Below are 18,778 nucleotides of genomic sequence, written 5' to 3'. Positions count from 1 at the left end.
GAATAAAAGTATGTATCATCTAGCTAAGCGCTTTAGAATGATTATCCTGAGTCTAGCGGCTCTATTGGTCTTGTCGGCTTGTGGCGGAAGTCGTGAACAGATTCATCTCAGTGGGCCTACTATGGGCACACTCTATAATGTAAAATATATCGTTAAAGAGAACACGCCAAAACCAGAAAACATCCAGTCTGGTATTAACGCATTGCTTGCAGAAGTTAACGACCAGATGTCGACGTATAGACAAGATTCAGAATTGAGTCGTTTCAACCGTTATTACGGAACGGAACCTTTTCCTGTCTCGAAACAAACGGCAACGGTTGTAAATGAAGCGATTCGTCTTAATACATTGACACTCGGTGCGTTGGATGTGACGGTTGGCCCTTTAGTGAACTTATGGGGCTTCGGGCCTGAAGCTCGACCGGAAGTAATACCAACCGACAAAGAAATCGCTGAGCGCAAAGCACAGACGGGTATATCGCATTTAACGGCCACAGACGAAACCCTTCGAAAAGACCTAAGAGGCCTATACGTTGATCTCTCCACCATCGCAAAAGGATGGGGGGTGGATGTGGTTGCCGAGTATCTAGAAAGTGTAGGTATCGATGATTATATGGTGGAAGTTGGTGGTGAAATGCGCCTAAAAGGCATTAATCGCGAGAGCGTTAAATGGCGAATTGCGATTGAGAAACCATCAGTAGATGAGCGTAATGTTCAAGAGATTATTGAGCCAGGTGATATGGCGATCGCAACTTCTGGTGACTATAGAAATTATTTTGAGAAAGACGGTGTACGTTATTCTCATATCATCGATCCATCAACAGGGAAGCCGATACATAATAAGGTCGTGTCAGTGACCATTTTAGATAAATCATCGATGACAGCAGATGGTCTAGCAACAGGATTGATGGTGCTGGGTGAAGAGCAGGCACTAAAAATTGCGGATGAAAATCACATCCCAGCCTTGATCATTGTAAAAACAGATGATGGCTTTGAAGAATTTGCGTCAGAGGCGTTTAAGCCTTACCTTAATAAGTAATAGGTGGACAAAATGAATACATTTATAATTACATTCGGTGTTTTTCTAGCGGTTATCGGTGCGATGTCTGTTGGATATATCTTTCAAAAGAAAGTCGTTAAGGGCAGCTGTGGCGGTCTAGGCGCGATGGGGATAGATAAGGTCTGTAACTGCCCAGAGCCTTGTGATGCACGTAAAAAGCGTGAAGCAAAAGCAAAAATTCGTGCAGAAAAACTCGCGGCATGGGAAAAAGATCGCATCGCATAGCGCGTGGCCTTATGCTGATGAAGAGCCAAAGCCTATGCTTTGGCTTTTTTACATGTTAGCTATCGATAAAATGTCGTATACTTTACCTGTATATATAGACAGTTCGGTGCGGTAGTGTCAGATCCTATTCGAAAATTTATCCATGTTGATATGGACTGCTTCTTCGCTGCGGTAGAGATGAGAGATAATCCTCACTACCGAGGAAAACCGTTAGCGGTCGGCGGTAATGAGCGACAAAGGGGCGTAATCAGTACCTGTAACTATGAAGCCAGAAAATTTGGCATCCGTTCGGCTATGCCCTCGGCGCAAGCGGTAAAGCTGTGCCCTCATCTTCTTCTTGTTCCGGGAAGAATGGACGTCTACAAACAAGTTTCCCAGCACATTCGTCAGATTTTTAGCCGTTATACGTCATTGATCGAACCGCTTTCTTTAGATGAGGCTTATTTAGATGTAACGGACTGCCTGATGCACCAGAACTCAGCCACTCTTATTGCTGAAAGTATCCGGCGAGATATCGAGCGTGAACTTTCGCTCACGGCCTCAGCAGGTGTTGCACCACTAAAGTTCTTAGCGAAGATAGCCTCAGATCTGAATAAACCAAATGGTCAGTTTGTGATTCCGCCAGAGAAGGTGCAAGATGCGATTGATGAATTGGACCTGGGAAAAATCCCTGGTGTAGGGAAGGTGAGTCTTGAAAAACTGAACCGAGCAGGCTTATATACGTGTTTGGATGTTAGGAATAGTGATTATAGAGACCTTATTGTTCGTTTTGGACGATTAGGTGCGTCCCTTTGGAAAAAAAGCCACGGTATTGATGAGCGGGAAGTCGTAGTAGAACGAGAGCGCAAGTCTATTGGCGTCGAACGAACATTCACTCAGAATATTTCAAGCTATGAGCAGTGTTGGCAGGTCATTGAAGAGTCCCTGTTTCCCGAACTGGAAGGAAGGTTGAGCAGGGCTCAACCCGCACGAAATGTGTTGAAGCAAGGCATAAAAGTTAAATTTGCTGACTTTAAACAAACCACTATTGAACATGTGCATAATCAATTAGATTTACCGTATTTCAAGGATTTGTTAAGAGAAATATTGGAACGTCAGCAAGGAAGAGAGATTAGGTTACTGGGATTGAATGTGATGTTGGAACCACTTGAAAACGCGCGTCAATTAACCATGTTTGAGGATTGAAATGAATAAAAACGCTGCTATCCAACAAGTGATTACTGTGTTGGAAGAAAAAGTAGTCACGTTGTTATCGGCTATGGAGCAGACCGTGGATGCTGCCACGAACGAAGAAACGATACCTGATAATAAATATGACACCTTAGCACTGGAGGCGGCATATCTTGCCCATGGTCAAGCGATGCGTCTTGAAGAGGTAAAGAAAGACATCAGCACGTTGAGAAATTTGGTGGTTCGTTCTTTTTCTGACGATACCCCCATTGGTTTATCGGCTATGGTAGACCTTGAAGATGATAAAGAATCGGTATGTCGATATATTTTATTACCCTGCGGGGGGGGCGTTTCAATCGGGTCCGATAATCTAAGAGTGGTCACGCCTGAATCACCACTTGGTCGCTCATTAGTGGGCCGTCGCCTAGATGATGAGGTCAGCATACAGGTTGGCGACAACATCAACCATCTTGTGATTGTAAATATTGCTTAGTGAGGAAATGACGATGAAAATGCAATGGAAGCAAAGTGTAATCGGGTTTGGGTTGGTAGTATTATCAACCACTGCATTCGCTTATGAGCAATGCAACCTCGATATAAAAAATGAGGTGCACCTTGACGGGCAGCAAGTCGAAATTGTTAAGCCGGAAGGCGCTAAAGTGCTTATCGATAATAATAATGATCTGTTTATTGATGGCCAAAAGATTGAGCTCGATAAGCTTCAACAAGACGCATTAAAAAGCTATCGAGAAAACATGAATACCTATGTTCCGAAAGCGAAAGAGCTAGCAGAGAATGGCTTGAGCCTGACTAATGATCTTATTGATGATGTATCAAAGAGTTTTGATGATTCGCAAGCTTTCGACAATGTAAAAACGGCGGTACTAGAGTTTTATCAAGATATGGAATCACGCTACGAAGAAGATGGCAGCTTTGTCTTAAAATCTGAGGCGTTCAGTTCATTCATGGACAATTGGCAACAGGATTTGGATAAAGCCAAAGAAGTCTTTAACAAAGAGTTTTTTAGCAGTGCATTTACCGCTCTGCAGGAGAAAATGCAGCAGGATGGCGGGTTGAACTTAACGGAATTATCGACGCAAATGGATGAACTTAAAACTCGCTTGGCGGAGACAATGGCCAACCAGTCTGATGAAATCAAAGAACAAGCCAAAGACTATTGTGATTCGCTAAACGATGTCGCAAGTGAAGAGCAAGAGCTACAGAAAAAAATCCCAGAGCTGAAAGACTACCAGGTGTTTACTATTTAATGGTTAGCATTGAATTAGCCTAACGAGATAAAACAACGATCTATAAAATGGATGAAGGTGGTGATGGTGCCTTCATCTCCTTCATGCATGCCTCGTTCTTATTCTTATCTGATGAGACACGATGTTAGTCCTGTCATCACCAAGCCTTCCTTTATTTCATATTGCCGATCTGGCATGTAATGGTTTATGTACAAATAACAACGAAATTAAAATAGTTCATTAAACTGTCTTTTATTGATTTGGTGGTTTAATTAGATTATCGTACCAGCCAACTAGTACGCAATGATTTTAAACTGTGAATAATACGACTTCAAACGCAACGCCTCGTGAACATTTTGGTTCTAAATTAGGCTTTATTCTAGCAGCTGCAGGTGCAGCAGTAGGGCTAGGTAATATTTGGGGGTTTCCCACTCAAGTAGCCAGCAACGGTGGCGGGGCTTTTCTACTTGTCTATTTAGTGATGATTTTAGTGGTGGCATTCCCAATGCTCGTGGTTGAAATGGCCATCGGCCGACACGGTCAAGCGAATCCCGTCGATAGTATGCGATCTCTTTCATCTAATCCCATCGCTAAAAAATTAGGTGCAGGAGTGGGCTGGATTGGGTTGGCGGTGCCTTGTGCGGTTCTAGCGTTCTACTCGATTGTTGGCGGCTGGCTTATTTGCTTCTTATTCGGGGCATTGTTTGAAATCGCCGGATTGACTGGACCTGCGGATTGGTTCCAAGGCTTTAGCGTTGGCCGTAATGTGTTTGGTACCGTCGCATTCTATCTTCTTACCATCTTGATCGTACAAGGTGGTGTTAAGCAAGGTATCGAGAAATGGTCCACACGCCTTATGCCATCATTGTTCATTTTGTTCGCGCTGCTATTTGTCTATATCATGATGCAGCAAGGAGCAATGGAAGGGCTTAAGCATTATTTGGTCCCAGATTTTGAAAAAATATGGGATAGAAAACTGATTTTGGCGGCAATGGGGCAGGGGTTCTTCTCTTTGACCATTGGTGGCTGTTCAATGCTTATCTATGGCTCATATTTATCGAAGAAAGAAAACCTGCCAAAGATGGCAATGAATGTAACCTTGGTCGATACCGCCGTGGCATTTATCGCAGGCCTCGTCGTCATGCCCGCTATGTATGTTGCCATGCAAAGAGGCGTACAGATCTATGCGCAAGATGGCTCGCTGCTCAGTTCTGACACGCTGGTATTTACCGTATTACCTCTGATGTTCGAATCATTGGGTCTACTCGGCCTTGTCTTTTCTGTCGTGTTTTTCTTGTTGTTAACGATTGCAGCATTAACGTCTTCAATTTCTATGCTTGAGTGCCCAGTCTCGTTGGTGGATGAGCGCTTTAAAACGGGGCGAAAGAAAACAAGTTGGGTATTGGGGGCCGCAATTGCAGCGTTTAGTATCTTTATTGTGTTTAACTTTGCTGATTTATTCGGACTTGTGGCAATGGTGGCGACGCAGTACTTACAACCGATCGCGGCGTTACTTTTCTGTGTCTTTGGTGGCTGGGTATGGAGTCGCGCAAGTAAGGTAAAAGAACTAGAGCAGGGGTGCCCTGACTTGCAGCTTGGTTGGTTTGGTAAGGTGTGGCCTTTCTACGTGAAGTTTGTCTGCCCCGCGCTGGTTGCCATCGTAATCTGGGCGTCGTTTGGTTAGCGTCTTAGTGTGTATATAGTCAGTTAACTTATCTTTGTATGGGTAACGTATCTCTGTCACGTTTACATGCTGAAAAATAAAGCCGACGGTTTGCGTCGGCTTTATTTTATCGAAATTGGCCGGCGTCAGGTAAAAAATCAAATCCCGCACCAGACAGCTTATCGCTTAGCGCCTGTTTATCAATATCGAGCGAAGCACACAGCTCGTCGAGGTCACCATTGAAGTCATCTCGTAACTTCATATTGATGATGCTCAGTAGCATGATGGGATCCATCGCTATAAAATTGTTGAGGTTCATGGTTTCTCTCTTAGTCCTCAAAATCTGAAATAAGCAGGTTTGCTGCTGCAAACGCCGCTTTTTCACGAATCTCTAGTGGCAGTGATTCGTCAGATGCCACGTCATTTAATGCTCTTACTGCACATGACACCGCTTTTGGGATGTAGGCTTGATCGCCACTACCGATTTGAGCATAGAGTTCTCTGATGAGTTCACAGCAGCCATATACTTGCATGTTTAATTCTCTTCTAAATGATAACTTATCTCAATATACACAGTGTCTTGTGAAAAAACAAAATTCCAAGTTGACCTAAAACAAAAAAGCCGACGTTTTAAAAACGTCGGCTTAAATGCTAGTCAGCTTTACTCGTTATCGGAGTCGTTAAGCTTTTGCTGGGATAGCTTCAAGTAGCGCAACCATCTGTTCCCAGAAAAGAGCAACGGTATCAATCTTCACTTTCTCGTCTGGAGAATGTGGGAATTTGATAGTAGGCCCAAAAGAAACCATGTCCATATTAGGATAAGGTTCTTTAAATAAACCGCACTCAAGGCCAGCGTGAATGACCATGATGTTAGGTTTATGGCCGTAAATACCTTCATACATATCACGGAAAATCGCCATGATGTCTGAATCTGGGTCAGGCTTCCAACCCGGGTAAGCACCGGAGAATTCGATGTTTGCACCGGCAAGCTCTGCAACAGAAGTCAGCATACCTTCAACTTGAGAGCGACCAGAATCAATGAGTGAACGAATTAGGCATAATACGGTTACCGTGTTTTGCTCGGTGGTAATGACGCCCACGTTAAGTGAGGTCTCAACCACGCCTTCAATGTCGTCACTCATGCGAATCACGCCGTTTGGACAGGCATTAAGTGCAGCAATAAAGCGAGCTTGTGACTGTGCTTCAAATACCTCGGTCAGCTCGGTGTCTTCATTGAAGGTAACGAGTCCAGTTTCGATGGCACCAAGCTCTTGTTGCAACAACGTCGTGTAGTGCTTGAACAACTCATCGAGTTTAGCCAGATTTTGTTCTGGAACGGCAAGCGATACAAAACCTTCACGAGGAATAGCATTGCGCAAGCTGCCACCACGGAACTCAATCAAGCGAGCGTCTAATTCTTTAGCATGTCCTGCTAGAAAACGAGCAAGAAGTTTGTTCGCATTGCCACGACCAGTGTGAATATCACAACCAGAGTGGCCGCCTTTTAAACCTTTCAAGATAAGTTGACGAGCAACGAATCCGACCGGAGCCGATTCACGAACGATATCAAACTGGATAGCACCATCAATGCCGCCAGCACAACCCATGTAGACTTCGCCTTCTTGCTCTGAGTCGGTGTTAAGGAGGATTTCACCTTCCAACCAGCCAGCCTCAAGACCAAATGCGCCGGTCATGCCAGCTTCTTCATCGATGGTGAGTAGAACCTCGAGAGGGCCGTGCTTGATCTCATTTGACGCCAACACGGCCAAACAAGCGGCCATACCCATGCCATTATCCGCGCCGAGTGTGGTGCCTTTAGCCGTGACCCATTCGCCGTCAATATACGGTTGGATTGGATCTCGAGTGAAGTCATGGTCGGTGTCTTCATTTTTTTGTGGAACCATGTCGATGTGAGCTTGAAGTACGACACCTTTTTTATGTTCCATACCTGGCGTGGCCGGCTTTTTAATGAATACGTTACCGGTTGAGTCTCTTTTTACATCAAGGTTTTGCTCTGTCGCCCATTGAATAATGGTTTGAGCAAGGGCTTCTTCATGCTTTGATGGGTGAGGAATAGAGCAAATTTTATCAAAAAACTGCCAAACAGGGCTTGGTGATAACTTGCTGATCTCAGAGTGGAATTCAGACACAGATCTCTCCTATATACCGACTTTGCTAGATGGTTATTCCTAAAACTACACAAAATGCGTTGTGAACTTCTGGTTTTCTAGCGAATTAAAGATGACACAAAGGATACCATTAGTTGTAAACCGGGTGTAGTCATAGATAGTCGCTTTAATGGAGCCATTAATTGCGTGAGTGTGAATGATAAAACTGGCATGTAATGATAGATTTGATTTTTACAGATCGCTTTTATGTAATTTAATTACATTAAATTGATTGATATGTAGCCCATGCACAAATAATTGTGATTTTAATCACTATATGGTTGTAATTTATAACCATCATGGTATTATTCTTATCAGTTGATTGATTCAACAACCCAGTTCAAGGAATGAACCCGAGTGATCGCCTCCACGGAACCGAGATTCAACATTAATGATCAAGTTGTATGGTTTGAGGAGAAAAATATGAATGGTTTAGCAAGTGCGATGTTTTGGACAAATCAAAATGTATACACCCAAGACTTCGCCTATACCGTCTACTTCGGTAAATAAGTAACAGATTTATACCCCTATATTTAGAAATTACCGTCGGTTACCCCAATTGATAACCAAGAATTTTTCTACCGCCACTCAATGAGTGGCGTTTTTTTTGCCTAAAATTTAGCGATTTGTAACGGTCGTCACTTTTATCTTGTTCCGGGTTGTGCGAATTTTGTGCAACTGGTCAGTGGTTATCCCGTTAAATCTATCGTTGATTTAACGCTAAGTGTTTCAATTCGTTAATAATAGATAAGTGATTAGTTTCACACAAAAGGTTGTTTTTGTGTATTAGAGTCAAAAATCTAGGTGGAATTTGCCTATTGAACCCCTTATAATTCGCGCCAATCGTTTACGCAACCGTTTACTTTTTACTCTTTAGGAATTCGATTATGCTCGAAAAGCTATTTAAACTCAGTGAAAATGGCACGAATGTGCGCACTGAGGTCATTGCTGGAATCACTACCTTCCTGACAATGGCTTATATCATTTTTGTAAACCCAGCAATTTTAGCTGATGCTGGCATGGATCGTGATGCGGTATTTGTTGCAACCTGTCTAGCGGCTGCTATTGGCTGTTTCATTATGGGTTTTGTTGCCAACTACCCTATCGCGCAAGCACCGGGTATGGGTCTGAATGCATTTTTTACTTATGCGGTTGTTCTCGGAATGGGACACACATGGCAGGTTGCTCTAGCAGCAGTATTCTGTTCAGGTGTGTTATTTATCCTGCTGAGCATATTTAAAATACGTGAATGGATCATTAATTCGATTCCAATGTCATTACGTACCGGTATTTCTGCGGGTATTGGCTTGTTCTTAGCGCTTATTGCATTAAAAAATTCCGGCATTGTTGTTGATAACCCTGCGACGCTAGTATCAATGGGTGCCATTACATCGTTACCAGCCGTTCTTGCCGCTATTGGTTTTTTCCTGACGATTGCACTCGTACACCGTGGACTCAAAGGCGCGGTGATGATTGCTATCTTGTCTGTGACTGTACTCGGAATTATTTTCGGGGATGTGCAATGGCACGGCATTATGTCAGCGCCACCAAGTATCGCTCCTACCTTCTTGCAGCTTGATTTTTCTCATATGTTTGAGATCGGTATGATTTCGGTTGTTTTTGCTTTCTTGTTTGTTGATTTGTTTGACACAGCAGGCACGTTAGTCGGTGTTGCTCAAAAAGCAGACCTGATTGACAAAGAAGGTAAGATTCCTCGTTTGAACAAAGCGTTACTAGCAGATTCAACGGCGACGTCTATTGGTGCATTGCTAGGAACATCAAATACAACTTCGTACGTAGAGAGTACGGCGGGCGTTGCAGTCGGTGGTCGTACAGGATTAACTGCCGTTGTCGTTGGCATTTTGTTCGTACTTGCATTATTCTTCTCGCCTTTAGCTGGTATGATCCCTGCTTACGCGACAGCTGGCGCGCTATTTTATGTAGCGATACTGATGATGTCAGGCCTCGTAAGTATTGATTGGCGTGACCTGACGGAAGCTGCACCAGTAGTGGTTACTTGCTTGATGATGCCTTTTACTTTCTCTATCGCAGAAGGTATCTCTCTAGGCTTTATTTCTTATGCAGCAATCAAACTGTTCAGCGGCAAAGGTCGTGACGTTTCAATCAGTGTTTGGGTGATGGCAGGTATCTTCATCTTGAAGTATGTCCTTGAAGCAGCATAATTAGCTTATTCGGTTTTATTTAATTTAGGTTTTTACTATGGCTAACAAATTCGTAATCACATGGGACAATATGCACTCATATTGTCGTCAACTGGCAGAACTTCAAATGCCAGCAGAGCAGTGGAAAGGCATCATTGGCGTGAGCCGTGGCGGTCTAGTTCCTGCAGCAATTCTAGCGCGTGAATTGGGTATTCGTTTTGTTGATACAGTATGTATCTCTAGCTACGATCACGATCATCAGCGTGATATGACGGTTCTTAAAGCACCTGAGCACGACGGTGAAGGTTTCTTGATTGTTGATGACTTAGTCGACAGTGGCGATACGGCCCGCAAGATTCGTGAAATGTACCCAAAAGCTAAACTGATCACGGTTTGTGCAAAACCAGCAGGTGTCGATCTTGTTGATGAATATGTTATCGATATTCCACAAGATACCTGGATTGAACAGCCTTGGGATATGGTGCTTTCTTACGTAGAGCCAGTAAATCGTAAGCAAAAGTAACCGACGTTAGTCAGTATTTTTGAAAGCCCGCATCTTATGTGGGCTTTTTTATTGCTTGCGAACTTAGCGCAAACGATGAAGCGTTGATGTAGCGCATGATTTACTTGCTGCCATACTCAAAAAAACTGAACCAAAAGGCATTTTTGATTACTATAGATCAGGAACGATATAAGTAGGGTCATGGTATGTCAGAAGAAGTCAGCAAAAATATCTCTGAAACCTTGTTTGAAAAAAACAAACAAGCAAAAGAAACCTCCCGTCTAATGAGGTATATGCCAAGCAGCGAGAAAACGTTAGAAGAAAAGCGTGAGGAAATACCGACTTCTTGGTACCGAAACCTACAGCGCCTCCAGTGGATTTGGCAGGGCGTTGATCCCATTGAGCAAGAGCGAGTGTTGGCGCGTATCGCGTCTTCGGATCATTCTCGTACCGTTGACGAATGGCTTGATACCGTAATGGGTTATCACAGTGGTAACTGGAATTATGAATGGACCAAGCTTGGAATGGAACATCAAAAACAAGCTAACGACCTTGAGGGAGACGCGTCGGCTGAACAGTTGTTCACGGCATCTTTGTGCTTCAGTATTGCCGGATACCCACACCTCAAGAATGATAACCTTGCACTACAAGCGCAAGTTCTTGCCAACACGGCTTATAATGAGGCAGCCAAGCGCACAAGCCACATTATCAAGCAGATCGAAATCCCTTATAAGAACAAACGCATCGTAGCGAATCTCCACTTACCGAGCACCGATAAACCGCAACCCGTGGTTATTGTCAGTGCGGGTCTCGATTCATTGCAAACTGACATGTGGCGCTTATATCGAGATTATCTAGCGCCAGCAGGCATTGCGATGTTAACCGTGGATATGCCTTCTATTGGACATAGCTCTCGCTGGCCGTTAAGTGAAGACAGTTCGTGTTTGCACCAAGCCGTATTAGATGAATTACCGAAGATACCTTGGGTTGATCATTTTAAAGTCGGCTTACTCGGTTTTCGATTTGGTGGTAACGCGATGGTACGTTTGTCCTTTCTAGAACCATACAAGATTAAGGGCTGTGTCTCGTTAGGTGCTCCAATACACGACGTACTGACAAAACCAGAAAAAATCAGACAGATGCCTAAGATGTATTTAGATATGTTGGCCTCACGACTTGGTAAAGATGTGGTCGACATTAATAGCTTAGCTGGTCAGTTGATGGCATGGTCGCTGAAAGTACAAGGCTTTTTAACGTCTCGACGGACAAGAGTGCCGATTCTGGCCCTTAGTTTGGAGGGGGACATGATTTCACCCATTTCGGACAACCGATTAGTCGCCATGTTCAGTGATTATGGTAAAGCTAAGGAAATCCCTGCGAAAGGAATTGCAAAGGGTTATGAGCAGTCACTCGAAATGGCGATAAAGTGGTTAGAAGATGAACTTTTCAGGTGACATTTGTTTGGATTTAGTTAAATATGAAATAACCGTGTAATCAAACCTATGATAAAAATATAAATAAATCATGAGTTATGTGGTTATACGGATTATTAAGTATTTTCATATCGAAACGGAGTTTCACAATGTCAGAAGCGGTGAAAAAACCAACACATTATCGTTTGGTTACGGCATTAAAAGCAATTGGACCTTACTTAAGAGAGCCTCTTTGTAAAGAGGGCGCGTACCATTTTGACTGCTTATCAGTCTGTGTAGATGATACTCAGTCACCTGAAGATCGTGAGTTTTGGGGATGGTGGTTAGATCTGTCTGTGGATGATGCAAAATTAGAAGCAACGTATCAAATTGGTCGTTATAACCAAGTGGGCGAATGGGTGCTTGAATCAGCACCGGAAGCATCCATAGCTGAAATCACACGTACACAAGAAGTTTTCCACGAAAAGCTAACAAAAGCTCTGAACGAAAAGTTTGAGCTTTTTGTCGAAATTCATGACGATTCTGTTGAATTTGTGTAGCGAATAAATAGCCTTGGATGACTTCCAAGGCTAATTTTTGTTAGTTTCCCTGCCGGTACAGTTTTTACTTGTGCTATTGATGTTTGATTGCTAAAACATCACTCCTTATTAAATTTTCATATCAAGCTCAAAGAAATGGCAACTGAAATCAATTCTCGAACGACTAATAAACAAACCGTTGTGGTTAAGTTGGGAACAAGTGTTCTTACGGGGGGCTCGCTGGCGCTAAATAAAGCGCACATGGTCGAGCTCGTTAGACAATGTGCAGAGTTGAAGAAACTCGGTCACTCTGTCGTTATGGTCTCTTCTGGCGCGATCGCCGCTGGACGCGAACATCTTGATTACCCCGCACTGCCCAATTCTATGGCGAGTAAGCAACTACTTGCTGCCGTAGGTCAAAGTCAATTGATTCAAGTTTGGGAATCTTTATTTGCGATTTATGGTCTGAAAATTGGTCAGATGCTGCTGACTCGTGCAGATCTTGATGATCGTGAGCGTTTTCTTAACGCGCGCGATACCATTAATGCACTGGTAGACAATGACATTATTCCGATCGTTAATGAGAATGATGCCGTTGCGACGAACGAAATTAAAGTCGGTGATAATGATAACCTATCGGCCTTGGTTGGTATTTTGTGTGGTGCAGATAAACTGTTGCTACTGACTGACCAGAGAGGATTGTTTACCGCTGATCCACGTAAAGACCCGAACGCCGAGTTGATCCGAGAAGTGACGACGATTGATGAAACACTTCGAAAGATTGCCGGAGGTAGTGGTTCGACATTGGGGACTGGCGGAATGGCAACGAAACTGCAAGCGGCCGATATTGCACGCCGAGCTGGCATTGAAGTCATTATTGCCGCGGGCAGTGCAGATAATGTGATCTTTGATGCGTTGTCTGAAGCGCCACAAGGTACTCGCTTTCTACCGTTGGAAGAAGCATTAGAAAACCGTAAACGCTGGATTTTGGCAGGCCCTGCTGCGACGGGTGATATTGTTATCGATAAAGGCGCGGTCAATGCCGTGATTGGCAAAGGCAGCAGCCTATTGGCAAAAGGCGTGTTGAGTGTATCAGGGCGCTTTAAACGTGGTGATGTCGTTCGTGTTACAACCTCAGATGGCGCGTTGGTAGCAAAAGGCATTTGTGGCTATTCAGAGAGTGATCTCGCGAAAATATCCGGCAAACACAGTAAAGAAATATCAGTGATATTGGGCTATGACTATGGTTCAGAAGTTATCCATCGCGACGATATGGTTGTCATTCAAGACTAAAGAATTCAAGGGATAAATTATGGATATGATCCAAATGGGTCGTGATGCAAAGCAAGCAAGTTTTGCTTTGTCTACCGCTTCAACGGCGCAAAAAAATCAAGCATTGCATATTATCGCCGATGAGCTTGAGGCGAACTCGACCGCAATATTGGCTGCCAATGCTATTGATATTGACCAAGGCCGTGCAGCGGGCTTGACGGACGCTTTGCTTGACCGTTTATTGCTCAATGAACAACGATTAAAAGGCATTGCGGATGATGTGCGCAATGTTATTACGTTGAATGACCCGGTGGGCAGCGAAATGGACAGCAAGGTGCTAGAAAATGGCATGAGCTTGTCTCGTCGCCGAGTACCACTTGGTGTCGTCGGGGTTATTTACGAGGCGCGGCCTAATGTCACTATTGATATCGCTGCGCTTTGCCTGAAAACAGGCAACGCCAGTATTCTTCGTGGTGGTAAGGAAACCTTCCATTCCAATATGGAGCTTGTGAAGGTGATTCAATCGGCATTGGCAAAAGCTGGTTTACCTGCCGCGTCCGTGCAATATATTGAAAAGCCAGACCGAGAACTCGTCTCTCAGCTGTTAAAGCTTGATGACTATGTTGATATGATCATCCCTCGTGGCGGCGCTGGTTTACACAAGATGTGTAAAGAAAACAGCAATATACCTGTGATCATTGGCGGCTTTGGGATCAGTCATATTTTTGTTGATGAGTCAGCCGATCTCGCGCGTTCATTGGATGTCGTCGAAAATGCAAAAGTACAACGCCCGTCAGCTTGTAACTCTCTGGATACCTTACTTGTTCATGAAAAGGTGGCAGCAGAGTTTCTCGGCGCTCTATCGCAACGTGTGCAGGGCAAGGTGGCATTGGTCGCTGAACCTAACGCATTCGCAATACTTGAAGGGACGGATGACCTACGGGTAGCGGTACAAGGGGACTTTGACACGGAATGGCTAAGTTACACCTTGGGTGTCAAAGTGGTTGCCGATGTTGACGAAGCGATTGACCATATGCGTGTTCACAACGCCAGTCACTCGGATGCCATCATGACCAACAGTCTGGCAAGCTCTGAAAAGTTTATTAACTCGGTGGGATCAGCGGCTGTTTACGTCAATGCATCCACACGCTTCACTGATGGCGCTCAGTTTGGTTTAGGAGCTGAGGTTGCTGTATCTACTCAAAAACTACACGCTCGCGGCCCAATGGGCTTAGAGGAACTCACCAGTTACAAATGGGTCGGTAAAGCGGACTATCTCGCCAGGCCTTAGCTGAATAGCAATTTATAGCGATATAACCACTGGCGACTGACAGTGGTATCGCATAAAGCGATATAGTAATAAAAGCGATATAGCAATAAAAGCGATATCGAAAATTAAAACGGTATGTACTCAATACAAAAAGCGCAGAATCCTGCGCTTTTTTAATGCCTGAAATAAGCCGTATTAAGCAACGATTTCAGAAGAGTGGGCATGGCTGTTGGATTCTATGAACGTTGTGCTTTTGCCAAGAAGCGATCAAGGTTGTTAGCGAATTCACGTCGCTCAGTTTGACCTAAAGGCGCCGGCCCTCCGGTCTGAATACCACTTGAGCGCATGGTGTCCATAAAGTCACGGATATTAAGGCGTGCCTTGATGGTTTCTTTTGTATACAGCTCCCCGCGAGGACTAAGTGCTAACGCATTCTTGGTGATGACCTCATCCGCTAAAGGGATGTCTGAGGTGATCACTAAATCCCCGGCTTCCACGCGACGAACGATTTCATTATCCGCAATATCAAAGCCAGCTGGCACTGTAATTGAGTGAATGTTGTCTCGCTTTGGTACTGGGACAGTATGATTGGCGACAAACGTGCAGACTAGGCCTGTTCTTTCTGCGGCGCGGCAAAGCGTTTCACGAATGACCTTAGGACACGCATCGGCATCGACCCAAATTTTAACCATGTGTATTTTCCAACTTTTCTAATCTTGTTGTTAATAGTGCGACCTGTGCTTCTAGTGCCTCGATGCGTGCGTGCTGAGTTAATGCGTCAGCATCAGCGGCGATTTCCACTTTAGGCACGTGTTGATTATTTTTCCATGATTTTATGACAGTAATCAACGCAGGCATAGGAACCTTTGTTGTGAGGCGTCCTTTAACTAAAGCGACCGTGGGTTCTTTGCCTTCTTTACTCAAGGTTGCTAACACCGCTTGAATCTCGGCAGAAACATCTTTCGTTAACATGGGTTTTATCCATCAAACAGGGTATCAACCGATATTACATTTGAATGGCTTGAGGGTACAGCTCAAGAAAATGTTAGTTCGCTCACACTGTTCGTTTTCGACAAAAATAAGAGGCAAGGGAAAGTGGAAATCTTGTGTGCGAGATCTCTCACACGAGCTGTGAGAAAAAGAGAAAAATCACAAGGTATTATCTGTTACTTTTGTTCCATATTACTGATTGTTATGGATTTTGTGTTTATTTCAATAGTGCGAAATAAAAATATTTTTTCAGCGTATATTGTCTAAAAGCCCGAATCGCGTAAATTAGAACTTGTCGGAAGGATGCTGACACGGAACAGGAACGACACAGGAAGGTCATCTTCAGGAAGAAGATTTAGTTACTAAAGGAAAAGTAACTAGCAAGGATGTAAGGACAAACGCTGGATGCGTAAAAACTGTCAGGATGATGGTTTAAAAGGAAAAGGACACACTCAGGAGAGTGCAAGGATCAACATCAGGATGATGTACAAGGACACCGCTCAGGGAACAAGTGAAGCGAGCTGACTAGGAAAGTTAGCGTCATTGGATGATATGGACACCGCTAGGACAGCGATGAAAGGATATAGCTGAAGGATTCAGCCACTATTACGGATGATGCATGGAGCACCTATAGTAGCCGGATTGCTGCGAGTAAGACCATAGCCCCAATACGCAAGTATTGGGGCTTTTCTTTTATATTATTTCCCCGCTTCCTTATTTGCTTCTACAACGAGTGAACTCAAAGGAATGTATTTATGACCATCGCGACACTTAGGACACTTCTCGTCCCTTACACAAAGCACTTGGAATCGGATTTCCTGATGCTGAATGTGTGCGCCAAAAACCGCGAACATATGAATGGGCCTCATACACTCAGTTCGGCTCGACAACTCTTTCAGACATTACTTGATGAACCTAAGTTGTTTTCTATGGCTGTTTTAGATATTAGAACGCGTGAATTGCTTGGGCACGTTTTTGTCGATGACATTAACGGGCACGCAGAGTTGGGTTTTTTGTTTGATAAACAGTATTGGAATAAAGGCATTGCGACGGAAGTACTCCAGCGCTTTATTCCGACGGCCTGCAGTGAGCTTGGGGTTCGGTACTTGACAGCCAACGTCGATGTTGGCCATCATTCTTCGATTCATTTGTTGGAGAAGTTTGGTTTTGAGCTGAGCGGCCAATATACCAACGACCACGGCCCCTATTTGGCATTTACAACTACATTCGGTAAGGAGGAATATGAAAATTCAACACATAAAAGCCCTTCATCAGCACCTTTCCTTGATAATAGTCATCACCCAATGCCGAAAACTCAAATTCATAAATAGTATGCCAGCCGAAACGTCCATTCGCATCGCGGAGTCGGTGCGAGCTGAATGAGACACTGAGCATTTGCAAATCTAATTCCTTACAACGACGGCTTACTGCGGCCTTAGCAATCTCAGATTGCCGTCTTTGTTGCCAAAAGAAAAAACAAAATAGGCTCAGCGCCAAAATCATTAATAAGTTGTCGATCACGGCAATTCCTTAGTGTGTTCGGCCTGATGCTGTGGATTGCTGCAAGGCAACCAAAGCTTGAGTCAGTTCTTGAGAAGGCGTTGAATGCAGCAGCGGCAACAATACGAGCCTTAAACTTGGCATCATGACGAGGTCGGCAAATACTTGGCTAAACAATGCTTGATCGCCTGTCTTTGCAAGTCTAACCAGGTATTGGTTAGCCAACGTTGGCGTGGTTAGGGGTAACCAAGCTCGCCCAGCAATGGCGATTAAAATTTCAGTATGACTGAGTACGTCGCTGGCAAGAATACGACCGACTAATGACTCTAACTGCTCAGGCTTTCCGCCGGCTAATGCTCGCACGTAAGCCGATACCAAAAATAGGTCGACATCGGTCGATTCACATTCGTCTTCTGCAAGTTCAAGCAGGGTGCTTGAAAGTTTACCTGGCAAAGCAACATGCTCAAGCGCACCTAGAAGCGCATATTTGGGCTCGCTGGCGAGGTGTTGTAAGCTTGCGCGAACAATACGGCCATTGTCGTCTTCACTTAACCTAGCCGCAAGATCAGTAATGCCTTGTAAGCCGACCGTCTGCCAGTTCTCCCATCCGAGGTTACCCTGGAAATACTCTTGCGCGTGAGCGTAGTACTGGCTGGTGGATAGAGAAAGCTCGGCGCGTAATAGGCTATGGAATATAGCGAGTTTGTCGTCCTTTGGGCGGAACGTGAATGGATTATTAGACAGCTTTTGCTGCTGATCCTCTGTCATCTCTTTGCTCAGACGAGATCCCATGGCTTCAACGACAAATTGAATAAACTGTCCGACATCGCCCTGATTGAGTAAGCCGCGCTCATCGAGGTTAAACGTTAGGAACCAAATCCACGGTTGTTTCTCTTCATTCCAATAAGCGACCGCGAACTGCGCTTTACGCTGAATAGGGAACGGGTAGGGTTGGCGGCCTTGTTCAACATTAGCAAATTGTTGATTATCGATGCGTTGTACCCGACGCGACAGGTCGTAGACGTGATATTGACAGCCACTGTTGTTCAGTAGATCGGTCAAAGTATGAATGGTATCCATGGCGTTGTTCCTAGTACGGTTTGGGTATAGAGCAATAGATGGTATTCTATCGCGAATTTTCAAGGTCATGGTTGCTTTTCATTGCGTTAATTCAACCTAACAACTCAGATATTGAACATGAAGCAACATATTGAAGAATTAAAACAGGTCATGGCTCTCCATGGTCTTTGGCAAGCTGATATGCCAGCAATGGAAAAACTGCAAAGTACGCAACCCTTCGCTATCGATACACTCGCGCCGGAAGAGTGGCTTCAGTGGGTATTTGTTTATCGTATCGAAACCATGCTGTTACGTGGACAGCCGCTACCGAGTAAATTTGAAATCACACCTTATTTCGAACAGGTTTGGCAAAGTATGCCGCAGTATCAAGATGTGATTCATGTGTTAAAAAAAATTGATGGAGCATCTAACGTATGACTACCCCAAAGACGGACTTAAATACAAAGAACGTTAACGATGTGCCTAGCTCTGTCGATCTCATGAACACGAGCGATGTCATGAACACGAGCGATGTAATTAGC

21 protein-coding genes are annotated in these 18,778 nt (G+C 44.3%); 14 read left to right on the top strand and 7 right to left on the bottom strand.

Annotated features, from left to right (window positions below; genetic code table 11):
• The first annotated feature begins 10 nt into the window (after positions 1-10).
• The 6 genes from AB4405_RS02205 (at position 11) to AB4405_RS02180 (ending at position 5,383) form a co-directional block, all read left to right on the top strand.
• Complete coding sequence (locus AB4405_RS02205; protein ID WP_372059438.1) at positions 11-1,036, top strand: FAD:protein FMN transferase; 1,026 nt, start codon at positions 11-13, stop codon at positions 1,034-1,036.
• A 12-nt stretch (positions 1,037-1,048) separates the two neighbouring features.
• Complete coding sequence (gene nqrM, locus AB4405_RS02200) at positions 1,049-1,282, top strand: (Na+)-NQR maturation NqrM (protein WP_102468739.1); 234 nt, start codon at positions 1,049-1,051, stop codon at positions 1,280-1,282.
• 114 nt (positions 1,283-1,396) lie between these two features.
• The gene (dinB, locus tag AB4405_RS02195; RefSeq protein ID WP_102468738.1) at positions 1,397-2,467 is read left to right on the top strand and encodes a DNA polymerase IV; all 1,071 of its coding nucleotides are present in this window, start codon (positions 1,397-1,399) and stop codon (positions 2,465-2,467) included.
• Between the two features lies 1 nt (position 2,468).
• Entirely contained in the window at positions 2,469-2,945 is a 477-nt protein-coding gene (locus AB4405_RS02190) for a GreA/GreB family elongation factor (RefSeq protein WP_102468737.1), read from the top strand.
• 19 nt (positions 2,946-2,964) lie between these two features.
• Positions 2,965-3,720 carry a DUF2884 family protein gene (locus AB4405_RS02185; protein WP_372059498.1) on the top strand — a complete coding sequence of 252 codons (756 nt, stop codon included), beginning with the start codon at positions 2,965-2,967 and terminating at the stop codon, positions 3,718-3,720.
• A 295-nt stretch (positions 3,721-4,015) separates the two neighbouring features.
• Positions 4,016-5,383: a sodium-dependent transporter gene (locus AB4405_RS02180; protein ID WP_372059437.1), complete on the top strand. Its 1,368-nt coding sequence runs from the start codon at positions 4,016-4,018 to the stop codon at positions 5,381-5,383.
• Positions 5,384-5,489: 106 nt separating this feature from the next.
• Here the strand turns inward: AB4405_RS02180 and AB4405_RS02175 are convergent, their stop codons facing one another.
• From AB4405_RS02175 to AB4405_RS02165, 3 genes are all read right to left on the bottom strand, one after another.
• Entirely contained in the window at positions 5,490-5,681 is a 192-nt protein-coding gene (locus AB4405_RS02175; RefSeq protein WP_372059436.1) for a DUF4250 domain-containing protein, read from the bottom strand.
• A gap of 10 nt (positions 5,682-5,691) precedes the next feature.
• Entirely contained in the window at positions 5,692-5,895 is a 204-nt protein-coding gene (locus AB4405_RS02170) for a YaeP family protein (protein WP_102468733.1), read from the bottom strand.
• A 147-nt stretch (positions 5,896-6,042) separates the two neighbouring features.
• Complete coding sequence (locus tag AB4405_RS02165) at positions 6,043-7,512, bottom strand: aminoacyl-histidine dipeptidase (protein WP_102468732.1); 1,470 nt, start codon at positions 7,510-7,512, stop codon at positions 6,043-6,045.
• 905 nt (positions 7,513-8,417) lie between these two features.
• Between AB4405_RS02165 and AB4405_RS02160 the strand changes: the two genes are divergently transcribed.
• From AB4405_RS02160 to AB4405_RS02135, 6 genes are all read left to right on the top strand, one after another.
• Positions 8,418-9,713, top strand: coding sequence for an NCS2 family permease (locus AB4405_RS02160; protein WP_372059435.1), 1,296 nt, complete (start codon positions 8,418-8,420; stop codon positions 9,711-9,713).
• A 37-nt stretch (positions 9,714-9,750) separates the two neighbouring features.
• Positions 9,751-10,215 carry a xanthine phosphoribosyltransferase gene (gpt, locus tag AB4405_RS02155; protein WP_102468730.1) on the top strand — a complete coding sequence of 155 codons (465 nt, stop codon included), beginning with the start codon at positions 9,751-9,753 and terminating at the stop codon, positions 10,213-10,215.
• 185 nt (positions 10,216-10,400) lie between these two features.
• Positions 10,401-11,648, top strand: a complete 1,248-nt coding sequence (gene frsA, locus AB4405_RS02150; protein ID WP_102468729.1) for an esterase FrsA — start codon at positions 10,401-10,403, stop codon at positions 11,646-11,648.
• Positions 11,649-11,776: 128 nt separating this feature from the next.
• A complete protein-coding gene (crl, locus tag AB4405_RS02145) occupies positions 11,777-12,166 on the top strand; it encodes a sigma factor-binding protein Crl (protein ID WP_372059434.1) in 390 nt (129 codons plus the stop codon).
• Positions 12,167-12,301: 135 nt separating this feature from the next.
• A complete protein-coding gene (proB, locus tag AB4405_RS02140) occupies positions 12,302-13,438 on the top strand; it encodes a glutamate 5-kinase (RefSeq protein ID WP_102468727.1) in 1,137 nt (378 codons plus the stop codon).
• A 19-nt stretch (positions 13,439-13,457) separates the two neighbouring features.
• Positions 13,458-14,708, top strand: coding sequence for a glutamate-5-semialdehyde dehydrogenase (locus AB4405_RS02135; protein WP_372059433.1), 1,251 nt, complete (start codon positions 13,458-13,460; stop codon positions 14,706-14,708).
• A gap of 215 nt (positions 14,709-14,923) precedes the next feature.
• Here AB4405_RS02135 and AB4405_RS02130 read toward each other — a convergent pair whose 3' ends face one another.
• Both AB4405_RS02130 and AB4405_RS02125 read right to left on the bottom strand, forming a co-directional pair.
• Positions 14,924-15,379, bottom strand: coding sequence for a YaiI/YqxD family protein (locus AB4405_RS02130; RefSeq protein ID WP_102468725.1), 456 nt, complete (start codon positions 15,377-15,379; stop codon positions 14,924-14,926).
• Positions 15,372-15,659 carry a hypothetical protein gene (locus AB4405_RS02125; protein ID WP_372059432.1) on the bottom strand — a complete coding sequence of 96 codons (288 nt, stop codon included), beginning with the start codon at positions 15,657-15,659 and terminating at the stop codon, positions 15,372-15,374. Before AB4405_RS02125 ends, AB4405_RS02130 begins: the two co-directional genes overlap by 8 nt.
• Positions 15,660-16,432: 773 nt before the next feature.
• Here AB4405_RS02125 and AB4405_RS02120 point away from each other — a divergent pair.
• Entirely contained in the window at positions 16,433-17,008 is a 576-nt protein-coding gene (locus AB4405_RS02120; RefSeq protein WP_372059431.1) for a GNAT family N-acetyltransferase, read from the top strand.
• Here the strand turns inward: AB4405_RS02120 and AB4405_RS02115 are convergent.
• Both AB4405_RS02115 and AB4405_RS02110 read right to left on the bottom strand, forming a co-directional pair.
• Entirely contained in the window at positions 16,899-17,198 is a 300-nt protein-coding gene (locus AB4405_RS02115; protein ID WP_102468722.1) for a DUF3301 domain-containing protein, read from the bottom strand. The genes AB4405_RS02120 and AB4405_RS02115 overlap by 110 nt on opposite strands.
• A gap of 9 nt (positions 17,199-17,207) precedes the next feature.
• Entirely contained in the window at positions 17,208-18,257 is a 1,050-nt protein-coding gene (locus AB4405_RS02110; protein ID WP_372059430.1) for a DUF3549 family protein, read from the bottom strand.
• A gap of 117 nt (positions 18,258-18,374) precedes the next feature.
• Between AB4405_RS02110 and AB4405_RS02105 the strand changes: the two genes are divergently transcribed.
• Positions 18,375-18,674: a YqcC family protein gene (locus tag AB4405_RS02105; protein ID WP_372059429.1), complete on the top strand. Its 300-nt coding sequence runs from the start codon at positions 18,375-18,377 to the stop codon at positions 18,672-18,674.
• Positions 18,675-18,778 lie beyond the last annotated feature (104 nt).

The organism is Vibrio sp. 10N.261.51.F12 (assembly GCF_041471725.1).
Taxonomy (GTDB): domain Bacteria; phylum Pseudomonadota; class Gammaproteobacteria; order Enterobacterales; family Vibrionaceae; genus Vibrio.
Note: the sequence above shows the minus strand (reverse complement) of the source record. Positions and strands in the feature narration are given on the sequence as shown.

Excerpts from the sequence above, each read along its gene's own strand:
- proB (WP_102468727.1), top strand. The coding sequence starts at position 12,302 with ATGGCAACTGAAATCAATTCTCGAACGACTAATAAACAAACCGTTGTG.
- gpt (WP_102468730.1), top strand. The coding sequence starts at position 9,751 with ATGGCTAACAAATTCGTAATCACATGGGACAATATGCACTCATATTGT.
- crl (WP_372059434.1), top strand. The coding sequence starts at position 11,777 with ATGTCAGAAGCGGTGAAAAAACCAACACATTATCGTTTGGTTACGGCA.
- nqrM (WP_102468739.1), top strand. The coding sequence starts at position 1,049 with ATGAATACATTTATAATTACATTCGGTGTTTTTCTAGCGGTTATCGGT.
- AB4405_RS02160 (WP_372059435.1), top strand. The coding sequence starts at position 8,418 with ATGCTCGAAAAGCTATTTAAACTCAGTGAAAATGGCACGAATGTGCGC.
- AB4405_RS02110 (WP_372059430.1), bottom strand. The coding sequence starts at position 18,257 with ATGGATACCATTCATACTTTGACCGATCTACTGAACAACAGTGGCTGT.
- AB4405_RS02170 (WP_102468733.1), bottom strand. The coding sequence starts at position 5,895 with ATGCAAGTATATGGCTGCTGTGAACTCATCAGAGAACTCTATGCTCAA.
- AB4405_RS02135 (WP_372059433.1), top strand. The coding sequence starts at position 13,458 with ATGGATATGATCCAAATGGGTCGTGATGCAAAGCAAGCAAGTTTTGCT.
- AB4405_RS02120 (WP_372059431.1), top strand. The coding sequence starts at position 16,433 with ATGACCATCGCGACACTTAGGACACTTCTCGTCCCTTACACAAAGCAC.
- AB4405_RS02185 (WP_372059498.1), top strand. The coding sequence starts at position 2,965 with ATGCAATGGAAGCAAAGTGTAATCGGGTTTGGGTTGGTAGTATTATCA.
- AB4405_RS02205 (WP_372059438.1), top strand. The coding sequence starts at position 11 with ATGTATCATCTAGCTAAGCGCTTTAGAATGATTATCCTGAGTCTAGCG.
- AB4405_RS02105 (WP_372059429.1), top strand. The coding sequence starts at position 18,375 with ATGAAGCAACATATTGAAGAATTAAAACAGGTCATGGCTCTCCATGGT.
- AB4405_RS02130 (WP_102468725.1), bottom strand. The coding sequence starts at position 15,379 with ATGGTTAAAATTTGGGTCGATGCCGATGCGTGTCCTAAGGTCATTCGT.
- AB4405_RS02190 (WP_102468737.1), top strand. The coding sequence starts at position 2,469 with ATGAATAAAAACGCTGCTATCCAACAAGTGATTACTGTGTTGGAAGAA.
- frsA (WP_102468729.1), top strand. The coding sequence starts at position 10,401 with ATGTCAGAAGAAGTCAGCAAAAATATCTCTGAAACCTTGTTTGAAAAA.
- AB4405_RS02125 (WP_372059432.1), bottom strand. The coding sequence starts at position 15,659 with ATGTTAACGAAAGATGTTTCTGCCGAGATTCAAGCGGTGTTAGCAACC.
- AB4405_RS02175 (WP_372059436.1), bottom strand. The coding sequence starts at position 5,681 with ATGAACCTCAACAATTTTATAGCGATGGATCCCATCATGCTACTGAGC.